Below are 15406 nucleotides of genomic sequence, written 5' to 3' on the forward strand. Positions count from 1 at the left end.
TTGAGGCTACCGTCGGGTAGTGCCTGACGGTGACGGCAACCCGGCCTCCCGGGTCGAGGCCGGCCGGCACCCGCTGCACAGCCTCTGGCGGCTGCGCCACTATCTGCGCCCGCACGCGGCCGAGTTCGGCTGGCTGCTGCTCGCCGGCCTCGCCGCCACCGGGGCCGGCATCGCCGTACCGCTGGTCGCGCAGCGGGTGGTGGACGGCCCGGTGGCCCGGCAGGACCCGGCCGGGCTGTTCCGGCTGGCCGGGCTGGCGCTGCTGCTCGGCCTCGTCGAGGCGCTGCTGATCTTCATCCGGCGCTGGGTGCAGTCGTCGTCCTCGATGCGGATCGAGGCGGCCATCCGCGAGGACGTCTACGCCCACCTGCAACGGCTGCCGACCAGCTTCCACGACCGTTGGCAGTCCGGCCAACTGCTCTCCCGGGTCACCAGCGACCTGTCGGTGCTGCGCCGGTTCCTCAGCTTCGGCCTCTTCTTCCTGATCCTCAACCTGGTGACCTACCTGGCCGTGGTGACGCTGCTGATCCGGCTGCACCCCGCGCTGGGGCTGCTGGTGGCGGCGAGCGCGGTGCCGCTGTTACTGATCAGCCGCCGCTTCGCGCGGCACTACCACGCGGCCTCGCGGCGGATGCAGGACCAGCAGGGCGACCTGGCCACGCTGGTCGAGGAGACCGCGCAGGGGCTGCGCACGATGAAGGCGTACGGGCGGGGGCCGGAACTCGCCGCCCGCTTCGCGACCGGCGCGCGGGCGCTGCACGACACGGGGGTCGGCAAGGGCCGGCTGCTGGCCCGCACCTCCGCCCTGCTCGACCTGGTGCCCAACCTGACCCTCGGCGTGGTGCTGGTCGCCGGCGCGGCGGCCGCCGCGGGTGGGGTGCTGACCATCGGCGAACTTGTCGCCTTCGTCAGCCTCCAGCTGATGCTGATCTGGCCGGTGCAGTCGCTGGGCTGGATCATCGCCAACGGGCAGGAGGCCGCCACCGCCGCCGACCGGGTGCGCGAGGTGCTGGACACCCCGCCGGCCATCGTGGACGCCCCGCACGCGCTCGCCCTGCGCCGCGCCGACGTACGCGGGCGGCTCCGCTTCGAGCGGGTCTCGTTCCGTTACCCGGGCACCGCCGCGCCGGTGCTGCGGGAGATCGACCTGACCGTCGAGCCGGGCGAGACCGTGGCCCTGGTCGGGGCGACCGGCTGCGGCAAGAGCACCCTGCTCTCCCTGGTGCCCCGGCTGCACGAGGTCACCTGCGGGCGGATCACGCTGGACGGGCACGACCTGCGCGAGCTGCGGCTGTCCGCCCTGCGTCGACTGGTCGGGGTCGCCTTCGAGGAGCCGACGCTGTTCTCCATGTCGGTGTGGGAGAACCTCACGCTCGGCCGGCCGGAGGCCGGCGAGGACGAGGTCCGGGCCGCGCTGGCCCTCGCCCAGGCCGACTTCGCGTACGAGCTGCCGTGGGGGTTGGCCACCCGGGTCGGCGAGCAGGGGCTGTCGCTCTCCGGGGGGCAGCGGCAGCGGCTGGCGCTGGCCCGGGCCGTGCTCGGCCGGCCGGCCCTGCTCGTGCTGGACGATCCGCTGTCGGCCCTGGACGTGCACACCGAGGCGCTGGTCGAGACCGCGCTGAAGCGGGTACTCCGCACCACCACCGCCCTGCTGGTCGTGCACCGGCCCTCGACGATCGCTCTCGCCGACCGGGTGGCGCTGCTGGAGGAGGGCCGGATCACGGCCGTCGGGCGGCACTCGGAGCTGCTCGCCGCCGTGCCGGCGTACCGCGCGGTGCTCTCCGCCGAGCCCACCCCCGCGCCGCCCGGCGACGGTGGCCTGGTGCGTTCGTGACCGGCGACACCGCCGGCCCCGCGGGCGGGGCGGACCTCGCCCGGTGGCGCGGCGTCGCCACCGACCCGGACGCGGACCGCAGCCGCGCCGAGGACACCGATCCCGAGGCGGTGGCCCGGCTCCGGGCCCGCAGCCGGGTGCTGCTGCGCGACCTGCTGCGCCCGCACCGGCGCCGCCTCGCGCTGGCCGTCGCGCTGCTGCTCGGCCAGAACGCCGCCGCGATGGCCGGGCCGTACCTGGTGATGCTCGGCATCGACCGGGCGATCGCGCCGCTGCGGGCCGGCGATCCCGGCCCGCTGCTGGTCGTCGCCGCCGGGTTCGCCGTCGCCACCGCCGTCGAGTACACCGCCCGCCGGGGCTTCCTCACCCTCTCCGCGCGGATCGGCCAGGCCGTCCTGCTCGACCTCCGCCAGCGGGTGTACGCGCACTTCCTGCGCCTGTCGGTGGCGTTCCACGAGCGGTACACCTCCGGCCGGATGGTGTCCCGGCTCACCAGCGACCTGGACTCGATCGGCGAACTGGTCGGCGGCGGCATCGACGGCCTGGTGCTGGCCGTGCTGTCGATCCTGTCGGTGGCCGGCATCCTGCTCTGGCTGGACGTGCCGCTGGCGGCGGTGACGCTGCTCGCGTTCCCGTTCCTGATCCTGCTGAGCCGCTGGTTCGCGCGGGCGTCGGCGGAGGCGTGGCGGCGCACCCGGGAGACGGTGGCGCTGGTGATCGTCCACTTCGTCGAGTCGATGCGCGGCATCCGGGCGGTGCAGGCGTTCCGCCGGGAGCCGCGCAACCAGCAGATCTTCGGGGCGGTCAGCGACGACTACCGGCGGGCCAGCCGGGACGCGTTCCGGCTGATCGCGACGTACTCGCCGGGCATCAAGGTGATCGGCAACGTCACCGTGGCGGTGGTGCTCTGCTACGGCGGCTGGCGGGTGCTGGGCGGGGCGACCGGGATCGGCGTGCTGGCGGCGTTCCTGCTCTACCTGCGGCGGTTCTTCGAGCCGATGCAGGAACTGAGCCAGTTCTACAACTCGCTCCAGTCGGCCACGGCGGCGCTGGAGAAGCTCGCCGGGGTGCTCGACGAACGGCCGTCGGTGGCCGAGCCGGCGCGGCCAGTGCCGCTGCCCGCCGGGCCGGGGCGCGGGGCGGTCGCCTTCCGGGCGGTCACCTTCGGCTACCGACCTGATGCGCCGATCGTCGCCGGGCTGGACCTCGCCGTCCCGGCCGGCCAGACCGTGGCGCTGGTCGGGGCGACCGGCGCCGGCAAGTCGACGATCGCCAAGCTGCTCGCCCGCTTCCACGACCCGTTCTCGGGCGCGGTCACCCTCGACGGGGTCGACCTGCGCGAGGTCGCCGACGCGGAGCTGCGGCGGGCCGTGGTGCTGGTGACCCAGGAGACCCACCTGTTCGGCGGCACGATCGCGGAGAACATCCGGTTCGGCCGTCCCGGCGCCGACGACGCCGCCGTGGAGGCCGCCGCGCGGGAGATCGGCGCGCACGACTTCATCGCCGCCCTCCCCGACGGGTACGCCACCGACGTGCAGCGGCGCGGCGGCCGGCTCTCCGCCGGGCAGCGGCAACTCGTCGCGTTCGCCCGGGCGTTCCTGGCCGACCCGACGGTGCTGATCCTGGACGAGGCCACCTCGTCGCTGGACGTGCCCACCGAGCGGCTGGTGCAGCACGCCCTCGGCACCATCCTGGCCGACCGCACCGCGCTGGTGATCGCGCACCGGCTCTCCACCGTGGAGACGGCCGACCGGGTGCTGGTGCTCGACGACGGGCGGATCGTCGAGGACGGCCCGCCCGGCCGGCTCGCCGTCGCCGGTGGCCGGTACGCCGCCCTGCACCGGCAGTGGCGCGACTCCCTGCTCTGAGCGGCGGGACGCGTCGGGGCACGGGGCGAAACCACGTGGTCCGGCCCCGGGCCACTGCCTACCATCGACGGATGACCGACACGGAGAGGACGGCCCGCGCCGGCGTCCCCGAACGTCCGAGCCTGGACGGCATCGAGGAGACCTGGGCGCGCCGCTGGCAGGAGGACGGCACGTACGCGTTCGACCGCGCGAAGGGGCGCGCCGACGTGTACGCGATCGACACCCCGCCGCCGACCGTATCGGGCGAGCTGCACATGGGGCACGTCTTCTCGTACACGCACACCGATGTGGTGGCCCGGTTCCAGCGGATGCGCGGGCGCACGGTCTTCTACCCGATGGGCTGGGACGACAACGGCCTGCCCACCGAGCGCCGGGTGCAGAACGTGTACGGCGTGCGCTGCGATCCGGCGCTGCCGTACGACCCGGACCGGCAGGCCCCCGACACCCCGGTGAGCGAGGCCGCCCGCAGGGACCCGACCCCGGTCTCCCGACGCAACTTCATCGAGCTGTGCGAGCGGCTGACCGTCGCCGACGAGCAGGTCTTCGAGGCGCTCTGGCGACGGCTCGGGCTCTCCGTGGACTGGTCGTTGACGTACACGACGATCGGCTCGGCGGCCCGGGCGGCCTCGCAGCGGGCGTTCCTGCGCAACCTGGCCCGGGGCGAGGCGTACCAGGCGGAGGCGCCGACGCTCTGGGACGTCGGCTTCGCCACCGCCGTCGCCCAGGCGGAGCTGGAGGACCGGGAGCGGCCAGGGGCGTACCACCGGCTGCGGTTCGCCGGGCCGGGCGGGCGGGAGGTGCTCATCGACACCACCCGACCGGAGCTGCTGCCGGCCTGCGTGGCACTGGTCTGCCACCCCGACGACGAGCGGTACGCCGACCTGGTCGGCGGCACCGCGCGTACGCCGGTCTTCGGGGTGGACGTGCCGGTGCGGGCGCACCCGCTGGCGGACCCGGCCAAGGGCACGGGCATCGCGATGGTCTGCACCTTCGGCGACCTGACCGACGTGACCTGGTGGCGGGAGCTGCGGCTGGACACCCGCGTGGTGATCGGCCGGGACGGCCGGCTGCTGCCCGAGCCGCCGGCCGGCGTGCCGGGGCAGCCGTACGCGGCGCTGGCCGGGCAGACCGTCAACGGCGCCCGGCGGACGCTTGTGGAGCTGCTGGCCGACGCCGGGGACCTGGTCGGCGAGCCGCGACCCGTGACCCACCCGGTGAAGTTCTACGAGCGCGGCGACCGGCCGCTGGAGATCGTCTCGACCCGGCAGTGGTACCTGCGCAACGGCGGACGCGACGCGGGCCTGCGCGACGAACTGCTGGCCCGGGGCGGGGAGCTGCGCTGGGTGCCGGAGCACATGCGGCACCGCTACGCGCACTGGGTGGGCGGCCTGACCGGCGACTGGCTGGTCAGCCGGCAACGCTTCTTCGGCGTGCCGGTGCCGGTGTGGTACCGGCTCGACGACGCTGGCGAGCCGGACTGGTCCCAGCCTCTCACGCCGGCGGAATCCGCGCTGCCGATCGACCCGTCCATCGACGCCCCGCCCGGGTTCGAGGAGTCGCAGCGGGGCCGCCCGGGCGGCTTCGTCGGCGACCCGGACGTGCTCGACACGTGGGCCACCTCGTCGCTGACCCCGCAGATCGCCGGCGGGTGGGAGACCGACCCGGACCTGTTCGCCCGGGTCTTCCCGATGGACCTGCGCCCGCAGGGGCAGGAGATCATCCGCACCTGGCTGTTCTCCACCGTGGTCCGCGCCCACCTGGAGCACGGGGTGCTGCCCTGGCGGGACACGGTGCTCTCCGGCTGGATCCTCGACCCCGACCGGAAGAAGATGTCCAAGTCCAAGGGGAACGTGGTCACCCCGATGGCGCTGCTGGAACAGCACGGCTCCGACGCGGTGCGGTACTGGGCGGCGAACGGCAAGCCGGGCATGGACCTCGCCTTCGACCCGGCCCAGATCAAGGTCGGCCGGCGGCTGGCGACCAAGCTGCTGAACGCGTCGAAGTTCGCCCTCGGGCTGGGCGCCGCCGACGCGCTGCGGGCGCCGGCCACCGAGCCGCTGGACCGCGCCGTGCTCGCCGAACTCTCCGGCGTGGTCGCCGCCGCGACGTCGGCGCTGGAGGCGTACGACCACACGGCCGCGTTGCAGGTCGCCGAGGGCTTCTTCTGGCGGTTCTGCGACGACTACATCGAGCTGGTGAAGGAACGCGCCTACGGCTCCGGGCCGGGTGCGGACTCCGCCCGGGCGGCGCTCGCCACCGCGCTCTCGGTGCAGCTGCGGCTCTTCGCCCCGGTGCTGCCGTACGTGACCGAGGAGGTGTGGTCGTGGTGGCGCTACGGCTCGGTGCACCGCGCGACCTGGCCCACCACGTACGAGGTGGACCGGGCGATCGAGGGCACCGGCCAGCCGGAGCTGCTGCGGCTGGCCGCCGACGCGCTCGGCCAGGTGCGCCGGGCCAAGTCGGAGCGGAAACTGTCGATGAAGGCGGAGGTGCCGCTGGCCGAGGCGCTCGGCCCGGCGGCCCTGCTGGAACAGCTCACCGTGATCGCCGACGACGTCCGGGCCGCCGGCCGCATCGCCAAGCTGGACCTGCTCCCCGACCGCACCCCGGAACTCGTCATCGCCTGCGCGTTCTGACCGGCCGGCCCCGTCGCGCTCTCACCGGGCGCGGCGGGGCCGGTGGGCCCAGCGGCGCGGTGGGGGCTGGTGGGCCCAGCGGCACGGCGGGGGCCGGTGGGCCCTGCGGCGTGGGCGGGGCTCACCAGCCGCGCAGGAGGCGCAGGCCGAGCAGGAAGGCGACGACGGCGGGGCCGACCAGGAGGGTGATCGCCTGGAGGCGGTACGGCATCCGGTGCCGGGTCAGCTCCACCGCGTTGCCCAGCACGATCACGCCCGCCAGCATCAGGAACGCGCCCCACATCGGCGCGGCATCGACGCCGACCAGGTCGACGCGGGTCAGTTGCAGCGTCCCGCCGAGCAGCACGGCGCCGGCCAGCGCCAGCAGGGAGACCGCCCGGTGCAGCCCCCGGGCCAACGGATGGACCAGCCGCCAGCGGTAGGTGCCGGCGACCGCCAGGCACGGCAGGATGATCATCTGGGGCCAGCCCCGCCCGAACACGCCGAACATCAGCAGCGCCCCGACCGCGAACACCAGCGCGCCGAGGCAGGCGACCACGTAGCCGGCGAAGGCCCGCCCGCCGCCCCTGGCCAGCAGCGGCCCGCCGGTGGCGGCGATCAGCGCGCCGGGGATCAGCACGAACCCCGCCCACCAGTGGAAGTGCCCGGTGGCCTGCGCGGCCGTGGTGGTCGCCGCCGCCGCCAGCCCGGCCACCGCCAGGCTCACCATCCAGTGCCGGCCGGCACCCGGATAGGACTCCCGCGACATCACCAGCCCCGTCTCCGCGCTCACGCCGACAGCCTCGCCCAGCCGCCCGGCCCGGTCCATCCGGGCAGCCCTACCATCGCCGGGTCGGGCTGCCCGGAGGCCGTCAGGTCGCGTTCCGGAATCCGGCGGGGCGGCCCGGCCCGTCGGGAATCAGCTCGTCTCGCCGGCCACGCTGAAGGAGCGGAGCCGGTCGATGGCGAGCAGCGTGAAGCCCGCGCTGATCAACGCGGCCATCACCGCCGCCACCGGCACCGAGACGCCGGCCTCCAGCAGCCCGGTGGGGGCCATCCGGTCGGCGAGGGTGATCACGTACTGCTGGATGGAGAGCACCTTGGTGCCGCTGACGACGTTGCCGAGCAGCCCCTCCCAGATCAGCACGTAGACCAGGCCGAGCAGCACCGGCCGCCGGGTGAGCAGGCTGAGCGCCACGAACAGCGCCGAGTACGCCAGCGCGCCGACCGCCGACGCGGCGGCGAGCGCCAGGCCGAGCCGTACGGAGTGGGCCAGCACGCCCGCCACGTAGATCGGCACGGCGACGGTGACCGCGGTGACGCCGGCGGCCACCGCCAGCTTGGGCAGCACGATCTGCCAGCGCGGCAACGGCTTGGTCAGGATGTGCACGACGGTGCCGTCGTCGATCTCGGCCCCCAGCACGCCGGTGCCGACGATCAGGGCGACCACCGGGAGCACCACGGCCAGGCCGAGGCCGACCAGCACCGGCGGGCCCCACTCGCCCGGGTCCACCCCGAGCGCACGGGAGAGCACGGCGAGCAGCACCAGCACCACGGGCAGCGGCAGCAGCAGGAGGAACCGGCGACGCCCGAACAGCCCCCGCACGGTGATCCAGGAAACGGTAGACATGGGTTCAGGCCTCCACGAGGTAGGAGAAGACGCTCTCCAGGGATTCGTCCTCGGGCACCAACTGCCGCACCCGGATGCCCTCCGCCAGGGCGATCTTCGGCAGGACGCGGGTGAACGCGCCGTAGTCGCCGGCCCGCACGGTCAACCCGGCGCGGCCCAGCTCGACCCCCGTCACCGACGCCTCGGCCATCAGCGCGACGGCGAGCGCCCGGTCGTCGGTGGAGTGCACGGCGAAGACGTGCGGCCGGTTGGTCATCAGCCGGCGGATGGTGCGGAAGTCGCCGGAGGCGGCCAGCCGGCCGGCGACCATCACCTGGACGGTGCCGGAGACCTGCTCGACCTCCTCCAGGATGTGCGAGCTGAACAGGATGGTGCGGCCGGCGTCGCCGAGGCGGTGCAGCAGCTCCATCATGTGCAGCCGCTGGCGCGGGTCCATCCCGTTGAACGGCTCGTCGAGCAGCAGCACCTGCGGCTCGTGCACCAGCGCCGCGGCCACCCGGGCGCGCTGCCGCATGCCCTTCGAGTACGTGCCGATCCGGCGGTCCTGCGCGCCCTCCATCTCCACCAGGGCGATCGCCCGGCGGGCCGCCTCCGCCGGATCCGGCAGCCGGTGCAGCTTCGCGCTGGCCAGCACGAACTCGTACGCGGTGAGGAAGGTGTGCACCGCCTCGCGCTCGCTGACCAGGCCGAGCCGGCGGTAGACCTCGGGGTTGCGCCAGGTGGGCCGGCCGTCCAGGCTCACCGCCCCGCGCGACGGGGCCAGGAAGCCCGCCATCATGTGCAGCAGGGTGGTCTTGCCCGCGCCGTTCGGGCCGAGCAGCCCGGTGACGCCGGGGCCGAGGCTCATGCTGACGTCGTTGACGGCCACCACGTTGCCGTACCAGCGGGAGACGCCGGCGAGGTCGAGGGTGCTGGCGGCGGCGGTCGGCGTCCCCGCCGCCTGGTCGACGCTGATCGTGGTCATCGGGCGGCCACCTTCCGGTATCGCAGCATCAGCAGGGCGACGCAGCCGGCCACGAGCAGCACGGCGGCGACCGCGTAGACCGGGCCGAAGTCGCCGATCGGCACTCCGCCCTCCCCCTCGAACAGCAGCAGGTCGCCGAGCGCCCAGGTGCCCACTCCGCCCACCAACGTCGAGGGCGAGGCGAGGAAGGCCAGTTCGTTGACCGCCTGGGAGGGCATGATCGACAGGGTGCCGACGATCGGGGTGGTCATCAGGAACACGGCCACGATCCCGCCGGCCGCGAACGCCCGCTTGCCGGTGGACGAGGCGACCAGCAGCCCGACCGAGGCGAAGACCGCCGCCCAGAGCCCGGCGTAGAGCAGGCTGGGCAGCAGGTCGAGCAGCTCGTTCCAGACCCCGCGCATGCCGTCGCCGGTGGTGAACGCGGCGCCCAGGAACATCACCAGCTGCGGCCCGCCGAGCAGCAGCCAGAGCGCGGTGGCCAGCGCCAGCAGCTTGGCCAGCGGGTAGTCCGACCTCGGCAGCGGCCGGGAGAAGTAGAGCGGCAGCACCCCGCTGCGCAGGTCCCGCGAGACCAGCTCGGGGGCGACCGCCGCGACGAAGAAGATGACCAGCCAGCTCATGTTGTCGGCGAACTGGGCGTACGTCATCACCGACTCGCCGACCTGGCTGCGCACCGCGGCGAGCCCGGCGGCCACGACGGTGACGATGGCGACCACCAGCCAGGGGAAGATCTTGGCCTTCGCGCTGCGGCCCAGCCCGAACGCCGTACGCAGGCCGTGCAGGTAGAGCGCCCCGAAGACGGCCCGGCGGCCCAGCCGGGGACCGGTGTAGCGCTGGTAGCCGATGTCGTGGATGACGCCGGTCGGCTCAGGCATGGCTGGGCTCCCTCGTGGCGAAGAGTTCGGCCACCCGGTGCCGGCGCTGGTCCAACCGGTGCAGCGGCAGGTCCAGCTCGGCGACCGCGCCGAGGATCAGGTCGTAGGTGGCGTCGTCGGCGAGCTCGACGAGCAGCAGCCGGCCGTCCCGGCGTACCGGCAGGTCGAGCGCGGCCAGCCGGGCGGCCAGTTCGTCGGTGCCCTCGCTCACCTCGACGGCGAGCACGTCGGTGGCCGAGGTCATGGCGGAGATGTGGTCGGCGCGCAGCAGCCGCCCGCCGTCGATGGCGACCAGGGTGTCGCAGATCCGCTCGACCTCGCCCAGCAGGTGCGAGCAGACCAGCACGGAGATGCCGAACTCGGTGCCGATGCGGTGCACCAGCGCCAGCATGGCGTCGCGGCCGGCCGGGTCGAGCCCGTTGGTCGGCTCGTCGAGCAGCAGCAGGTCGGGGTCGTGCACCAGGGCCTGGGCGAGCTTGACCCGCTGCTTCATGCCTGTGGAGTAGCCGCCGACCGGGCGGTAGCGCTCCTCGTAGAGCCCGACGTGCCGCAGCGCCTCGGAGGCCCGTTCCCGGGCGACCGTACGCGGCAGGCCGCTGACCCGGCCGAGGTGGGTTACCAGCTCGGCGGCGGAGAGGTCCGGCGGCAGGGCGTCGTGCTCGGGCATGTAGCCGACCCGGGCGCGGACCTGGGCGGAGTCGGTGGTCGGGTCGAGGCCGAGGACCCGGACCCGGCCGCTGGTCGGGGCGAGGAGGCCGAGCAGGATCTTGATCAGGGTGGACTTGCCGGCGCCGTTCGCGCCGACCAACCCGATGATCCCCGGCTCGACCGCGACGGTCAGGTCGGCCAGCGCGGTGACCCCACCCCCGTACGTCTTGGTCAGCGAGTCGGTCGCGATGAGTGTCACGTCGTACAGAGTAGGAGGCGAGGACCCCTGTGGGCAGCGGCTCGCCCCCGGGCGCTCCCCTGATCCTGGCGGTCCGCGTCCCCTAGGGTGCGGCGCGGTCCCCGGCGGTGGTGGGCGTGCCGGCACCGCAGGCACGCATCGGCCTCCGCCACGCCACACGGGGCAGACAGGACGCGGCCCGGGCCGACACACTGTGGGCATGACCCGACTGTTCCGCGCGCCGCTGACGTGGGTGGTGGTCGCCGTCCTCGCCGCCGGCTCGGCGTTCGGCCTCTACTGGTTCCAGCCCTGGAAGCTGGTCACCGACGCCGAGGTCGACGAGGCGCTTTCGAGCGTCACGGCCACGCCGGCGCCGACGGGTTCCGCCACGGCCGCGGCGCCCGCCTCCGCCGGGCCGGTCCTCGTCGGGCAGGGCGATTTCGTGACCCACGAGCACGACACGTCGGGCAGCGCGCGCATCGTCCGCGCCCCCGACGGGCGGCACCGGCTGGAACTCGTCGGCCTGGCCACCTCCAACGGCCCGGACCTGCGGGTCTGGCTCACCGACCAGCCGGTGCGCAGCGGCACCGCCGGGTGGCGGGTCTTCGACGACGGCCGGTGGGTCGAGCTGGGCCGGCTCAAGGGCAACCGGGGCGACCAGGGCTACGACATCCCGGCCGACGTCGACCTGACGGGTCTGACCAGCGTCTCCATCTGGTGCAAGCGGTTCGCCGTCTCCTTCGGGGCCGCGTCCCTGGCCCCGCCCCGCTGACCCGCCGGCCGCCGTCGCCCGCCGGCTGAGCCGCCAGTGGAGTGGCGCTCTCGACCGATCGCCGGGCGGCTGAGAAACTGTGTGCCGGTCAGTGTCGTTTGGGGGATGGATGAGCAACAGCTGGGTGCTGCCCGACGAGGTGCTCCGGGACGCGCCGGCGTACACGCCACGCCCCGGCGAGCTGGCTGACCTGGAGCTGCTGCTGATCGGGGCGTACGCCCCGCTGGCCGGCTTCATGACCCGCGCCGACCTGGTCTCGGTGAGTCGGCGGGGTCGGCTCGCCGACGGTTCACCGTGGCCGGTGCCGGTGACCCTCCAGGTGCCGACGGCGCTCGCGCAGGGTCTCGACCCGCGCGACGAGGCACGCCGCACCCTGGTGCTCACCGATGGGGAGGGCGCGCCGGTCGCGGCGCTGGACGTCGCCGACGCGTGGCAGGTCCGCGACGGGGTGGCCGGCGTCGGAGGCACGGTCCGCCGGCTCGGCGACGGCGGTCACGGCCCCTTCCAGCGGCTGCGCCGCACCCCCGAGGAAGTACGCCCGCTGCTGCCGTCCGGTCGGGTGCTCGGGGTGATCGCCGACCGTCCGCTGCACCGGCCGCAGCTCGCCCAGATCGCCCACGCGGTCCGCACGCTCGGCGCCCACCTGCTGGTGATGATCCCGGTCGGCGAGGACGGCCTCGGCGGGTTGCCGCCGGAGTCGCTCGTACGCAGCGTCTTCGCCGCCCGCGACCGGATGCCGCCGGCCACGCTGGTCGCCGTCCCGTTGTCCCGCCGGCGCGACGAGATCAGCGACGCGCTGCTGCGGGCCCGGGTGTCGGCGGCGTACGGCGTCACGCACCTGCTCTCCACCGGCGAGATGCTCTCCGGCGCCGGCCTGCGCGTGCTGGTGCCGCGCGAGCTGGCCTACGACAACCGCGACGGGCAGTGGCGCTGGCGGGAGGACATCCCGCCCCGCAACCGGCGCCTGGCGCTGACCCAGCCGGAGATCGACGACCTGCTGGACCGGGGTTTCCCGCTCCCCGAGTGGCACACCCCGCCCGCCGTGGCGAAGGAGCTGGCCCGGGCCCGGCCGCCGCGGCGGTACCGGGGCCTGGTGGTCTTCCTGACCGGGCTCTCGGGCTCCGGCAAGTCGACGATCGCCCGGGGCCTGGCCGACGTGCTGCGCGAGCAGGGCGACCGGAGCATCACGCTGCTCGACGGCGACGTGGTGCGCCGCGAGCTCTCCGCCGGGCTGGGCTTCAGCAAGGCCGACCGGGACCTCAACGTGCGCCGGATCGGCTGGGTGGCGGCGGAGATCGCCCGGCACCACGGCGTCGGCATCTGCTGCCCGATCGCCCCGTACGCCCAGGCCCGCGCGACCGCCCGGGAGATGGCGCTGGCCGCCGGTGCGGGTTTCGTGCTGGTGCACGTGGCGACCCCGCTGGAGGTCTGCGAGCAGCGCGACCGCAAGGGCCTCTACGCCCGGGCCCGGGCCGGCCTGCTCACCGGGATGACGGGCATCGACGACCCCTACGAGGAGCCGGCCGACGCGGACCTGGTGGTCGACACCAGCGACATGACGATCGACGAGGCGGTCGAGGCCGTCCTGCACCACCTGAACGAGACGGGTTGGGTCGAACCCCGGCTCCAGTCCATCTGATCGCACCCTCCGCCTACCGGTGGTCCCCCCCCTCCGCGCTAGTGTTCATCTTTGTTCGAACACGTTTGACCGCGTGAGGGCGCGCGGCTGGCACGGAGGTACGGCGGATGCTCGCTCAGCAACGGCAGGCGGCCATCCTGGACCGGGTCCGCGCCACCGGCGGCGTGCGGGTCACCGAGCTGGCCGCCGAGTACGGCGTCTCGGACATGACCATCCGGCGCGACCTGGAGGCGCTGCACGAGCGCGGCCTGCTGGCCAAGGTGCACGGCGGCGCCACGGTGGCCGGCCCCGGCTCGACCGACGAGCCGGGCTTCCGGGCCAAGTCGGTGCGGCAACTGGCGGAGAAGGCGGCCATCGCCGGCCGCGCCGCCGAGCTGGTCCGCCCCGGGGCGGCGGTCGCCCTCTCCGCCGGCACCACCACCGCCGAGCTGGCCCGTCGGCTGGTCGACGTGCCGGGCCTGACCGTCGTCACCAACTCGCTGCCGGTGGCCGAGATCCTGCATGCCGGCGGCCGGTCCGACCAGACCGTGGTGCTCACCGGCGGGGTGCGTACGCCGTCGGACGCGCTGGTCGGGCCGCTGGCCGTCGCCGCCATCCGGTCGCTGCACCTGGACCTGCTCTTCCTCGGCGTGCACGGGATCACGGAGCGGGCCGGGTTCACCACGCCGAACCTGATGGAGGCGGAGACCGACCGCGCCCTGGTGGCCGCCGCCGACCGGCTGGTCGTGCTCGCCGACCACACCAAGTGGGGCACCGTCGGCATCTCCTCGATCGTTGAGCTTTCCGCCGCCCACGTGCTGGTCACCGACGACCGGCTGCCCCCCGACGCGCAGCGGGCGCTCGACGACCGGGTGGGCGAACTGGTGGTCGTGTCCCCCGGCACGGGCGCGGGGCGGACGGCCACGACGACAGATGAGGGGATGGCGAGGTGAAGCGCACCGCGATCGCGCTGGCCGACGGCCGGGAGCTGATCTACTTCGACGAACGGGACGACGCCGTCCGCGACCAGCCGGACCGGCGCGAGCTGCCCCCGCCACCGCCCGCGTCGCAGCTGCGCCTGGACCCGCTCACCGACGAGTGGGTGGCCGTCGCCGTGCACCGGCAGACGCGCACCTTCCTCCCGCCGGCCGACCAGTGCCCGCTCTGCCCCAGCACCGACGGCCGGCAGAGCGAGATCCCGGCGCCCGACTACGACGTCGCCGTCTTCGAGAACCGGTTCCCCTCCCTCAGCGGCCGGGTGGCCGAGGAGCCCGCCGAGATCACCCCGTTCACCCCGGTCCGCCCGGGTCGGGGCCGCTGCGAGGTGGTCTGCTTCACCGACGACCACAACGCGTCCTTCGCGTCCCTCCCGCCACGCCGGGTGCGTACCGTCCTCGACGCGCTCGCCGACCGCACGTCGGCGCTCGCAAAGCTGCCCGGCGTGGAGCAGGTGTTCTGCTTCGAGAACCGGGGCGTGGAGATCGGCGTGACCCTGCACCACCCGCACGGCCAGATCTACGCGTACCCCTTCGTGACCCCACGGACCCGGGCGCTGCTGGCCGCCGCCCGCCGGCACGCGGAGCGCACCGGCGGGCGCAACCTCTACGCCGACGTGCTCGCCGCCGAGCGGGCCGGCGGCGACCGGGTGGTCGCCGCCAACGAGCACTGGACGGCGTACGTCCCGGCGGCGGCCCGCTGGCCGTTCGAGGTGCACGTGGCCCCGCACCGGCCGGTGCCGGACATCCCCGCGCTCGACGACGCCGAGCGGGACGCCTTCGGGCCGCTCTACCTGGACCTGCTGCGCCGCTTCGACGGGCTGTTCGACGTGCCGATGCCCTACATCGCCGCCTGGCACCAGGCGCCGGTACGCGTCGACCGCGAGCTGGGCCACCTGCACCTGCAGCTGTTCAGCATCCGGCGCGCGAAGGACAAGCTGAAGTACCTGGCGGGCTCGGAGTCCGCGATGGGCGTCTTCATCAACGACATCGCCCCGGAGCGCGCCGCCGAACTCCTCCGCGCCGCCTGAGCCCCGACACCGCGCCCAGCGGGGGCAAGACGGCGACCGGCCTGAGCCCGACCGGCGCTGCCAGGTGGAGCGGTACCGGTGGGGGCGGGCGGGCGGTCGGGCCGGCGCCGGTGGCGGGGCGGAGACAGGGCGCGGGGGGCCCGGGACAGGGCCCCCCGCAGGGAAGGGACGGCTGGCTGTGCGCGACAGCCGGGAAGGCTGGCTGATCGGCACGCTTGCCGCGAGGCGACCGCGGTCAACCTTCCTGGACGCGACTGGCATCTCGTCCACCCAGGTCAACGAGGCGCGCCGACGTAGGTGACGCGGGACGGCGCG

12 protein-coding genes are annotated in these 15406 nt (G+C 74.6%); 7 read left to right on the forward strand and 5 right to left on the reverse strand.

What is annotated here, in order from left to right; genetic code table 11:
• The first annotated feature begins 19 nt into the window (after nucleotides 1-19).
• The 3 genes from AB0B83_RS09940 (at nucleotide 20) to valS (ending at nucleotide 6338) form a co-directional block, all read left to right on the forward strand.
• On the forward strand, nucleotides 20-1834 hold the full coding sequence (locus AB0B83_RS09940) for an ABC transporter ATP-binding protein (RefSeq protein ID WP_357577833.1): 1815 nt from the start codon (nucleotides 20-22) through the stop codon (nucleotides 1832-1834).
• The gene (locus tag AB0B83_RS09945; RefSeq protein WP_357577834.1) at nucleotides 1831-3702 is read left to right on the forward strand and encodes an ABC transporter ATP-binding protein; all 1872 of its coding nucleotides are present in this window, start codon (nucleotides 1831-1833) and stop codon (nucleotides 3700-3702) included. The genes AB0B83_RS09940 and AB0B83_RS09945 overlap by 4 nt, the downstream gene beginning before the upstream one ends.
• 71 nt (nucleotides 3703-3773) lie before the next feature.
• Complete coding sequence (gene valS / locus AB0B83_RS09950; protein WP_357577835.1) at nucleotides 3774-6338, forward strand: valine--tRNA ligase; 2565 nt, start codon at nucleotides 3774-3776, stop codon at nucleotides 6336-6338.
• 121 nt (nucleotides 6339-6459) lie between these two features.
• Here the strand turns inward: valS and AB0B83_RS09955 are convergent, their stop codons facing one another.
• The 5 genes from AB0B83_RS09955 to AB0B83_RS09975 form a co-directional block, all read right to left on the reverse strand.
• Nucleotides 6460-7110, reverse strand: a complete 651-nt coding sequence (locus AB0B83_RS09955; RefSeq protein WP_357577836.1) for a hypothetical protein — start codon at nucleotides 7108-7110, stop codon at nucleotides 6460-6462.
• A gap of 126 nt (nucleotides 7111-7236) precedes the next feature.
• A complete protein-coding gene (locus AB0B83_RS09960; protein ID WP_132231012.1) occupies nucleotides 7237-7947 on the reverse strand; it encodes an ABC transporter permease subunit in 711 nt (236 codons plus the stop codon).
• A gap of 4 nt (nucleotides 7948-7951) precedes the next feature.
• Nucleotides 7952-8911 (reverse strand): ABC transporter ATP-binding protein, encoded by a 960-nt coding sequence (locus tag AB0B83_RS09965; RefSeq protein WP_121399775.1) that lies wholly within the window; start codon nucleotides 8909-8911, stop codon nucleotides 7952-7954.
• Complete coding sequence (locus AB0B83_RS09970; RefSeq protein ID WP_151456320.1) at nucleotides 8908-9789, reverse strand: ABC transporter permease; 882 nt, start codon at nucleotides 9787-9789, stop codon at nucleotides 8908-8910. Before AB0B83_RS09970 ends, AB0B83_RS09965 begins: the two co-directional genes overlap by 4 nt.
• A complete protein-coding gene (locus AB0B83_RS09975) occupies nucleotides 9782-10696 on the reverse strand; it encodes an ABC transporter ATP-binding protein (RefSeq protein ID WP_132231009.1) in 915 nt (304 codons plus the stop codon). The genes AB0B83_RS09970 and AB0B83_RS09975 overlap by 8 nt, the downstream gene beginning before the upstream one ends.
• 199 nt (nucleotides 10697-10895) lie before the next feature.
• On the opposite strand from AB0B83_RS09975, the gene AB0B83_RS09980 reads away from it, so the two are divergent.
• The 4 genes from AB0B83_RS09980 (at nucleotide 10896) to galT (ending at nucleotide 15091) form a co-directional block, all read left to right on the forward strand.
• Nucleotides 10896-11447 (forward strand): DM13 domain-containing protein, encoded by a 552-nt coding sequence (locus tag AB0B83_RS09980; RefSeq protein WP_357577837.1) that lies wholly within the window; start codon nucleotides 10896-10898, stop codon nucleotides 11445-11447.
• A 109-nt stretch (nucleotides 11448-11556) separates the two neighbouring features.
• Nucleotides 11557-13086: an adenylyl-sulfate kinase gene (gene cysC / locus AB0B83_RS09985; RefSeq protein WP_357577838.1), complete on the forward strand. Its 1530-nt coding sequence runs from the start codon at nucleotides 11557-11559 to the stop codon at nucleotides 13084-13086.
• Nucleotides 13087-13193: 107 nt separating this feature from the next.
• Nucleotides 13194-14018 carry a DeoR/GlpR family DNA-binding transcription regulator gene (locus tag AB0B83_RS09990; protein ID WP_357577839.1) on the forward strand — a complete coding sequence of 275 codons (825 nt, stop codon included), beginning with the start codon at nucleotides 13194-13196 and terminating at the stop codon, nucleotides 14016-14018.
• Nucleotides 14015-15091, forward strand: coding sequence for a galactose-1-phosphate uridylyltransferase (gene galT, locus AB0B83_RS09995; protein ID WP_357577840.1), 1077 nt, complete (start codon nucleotides 14015-14017; stop codon nucleotides 15089-15091). The genes AB0B83_RS09990 and galT overlap by 4 nt, the downstream gene beginning before the upstream one ends.
• The last annotated feature ends 315 nt before the right edge of the window (nucleotides 15092-15406 follow it).

The sequence above is a fragment of the Micromonospora sp. NPDC049060 genome, assembly GCF_040649055.1.
GTDB lineage: Bacteria > Actinomycetota > Actinomycetes > Mycobacteriales > Micromonosporaceae > Micromonospora > Micromonospora reichwaldensis.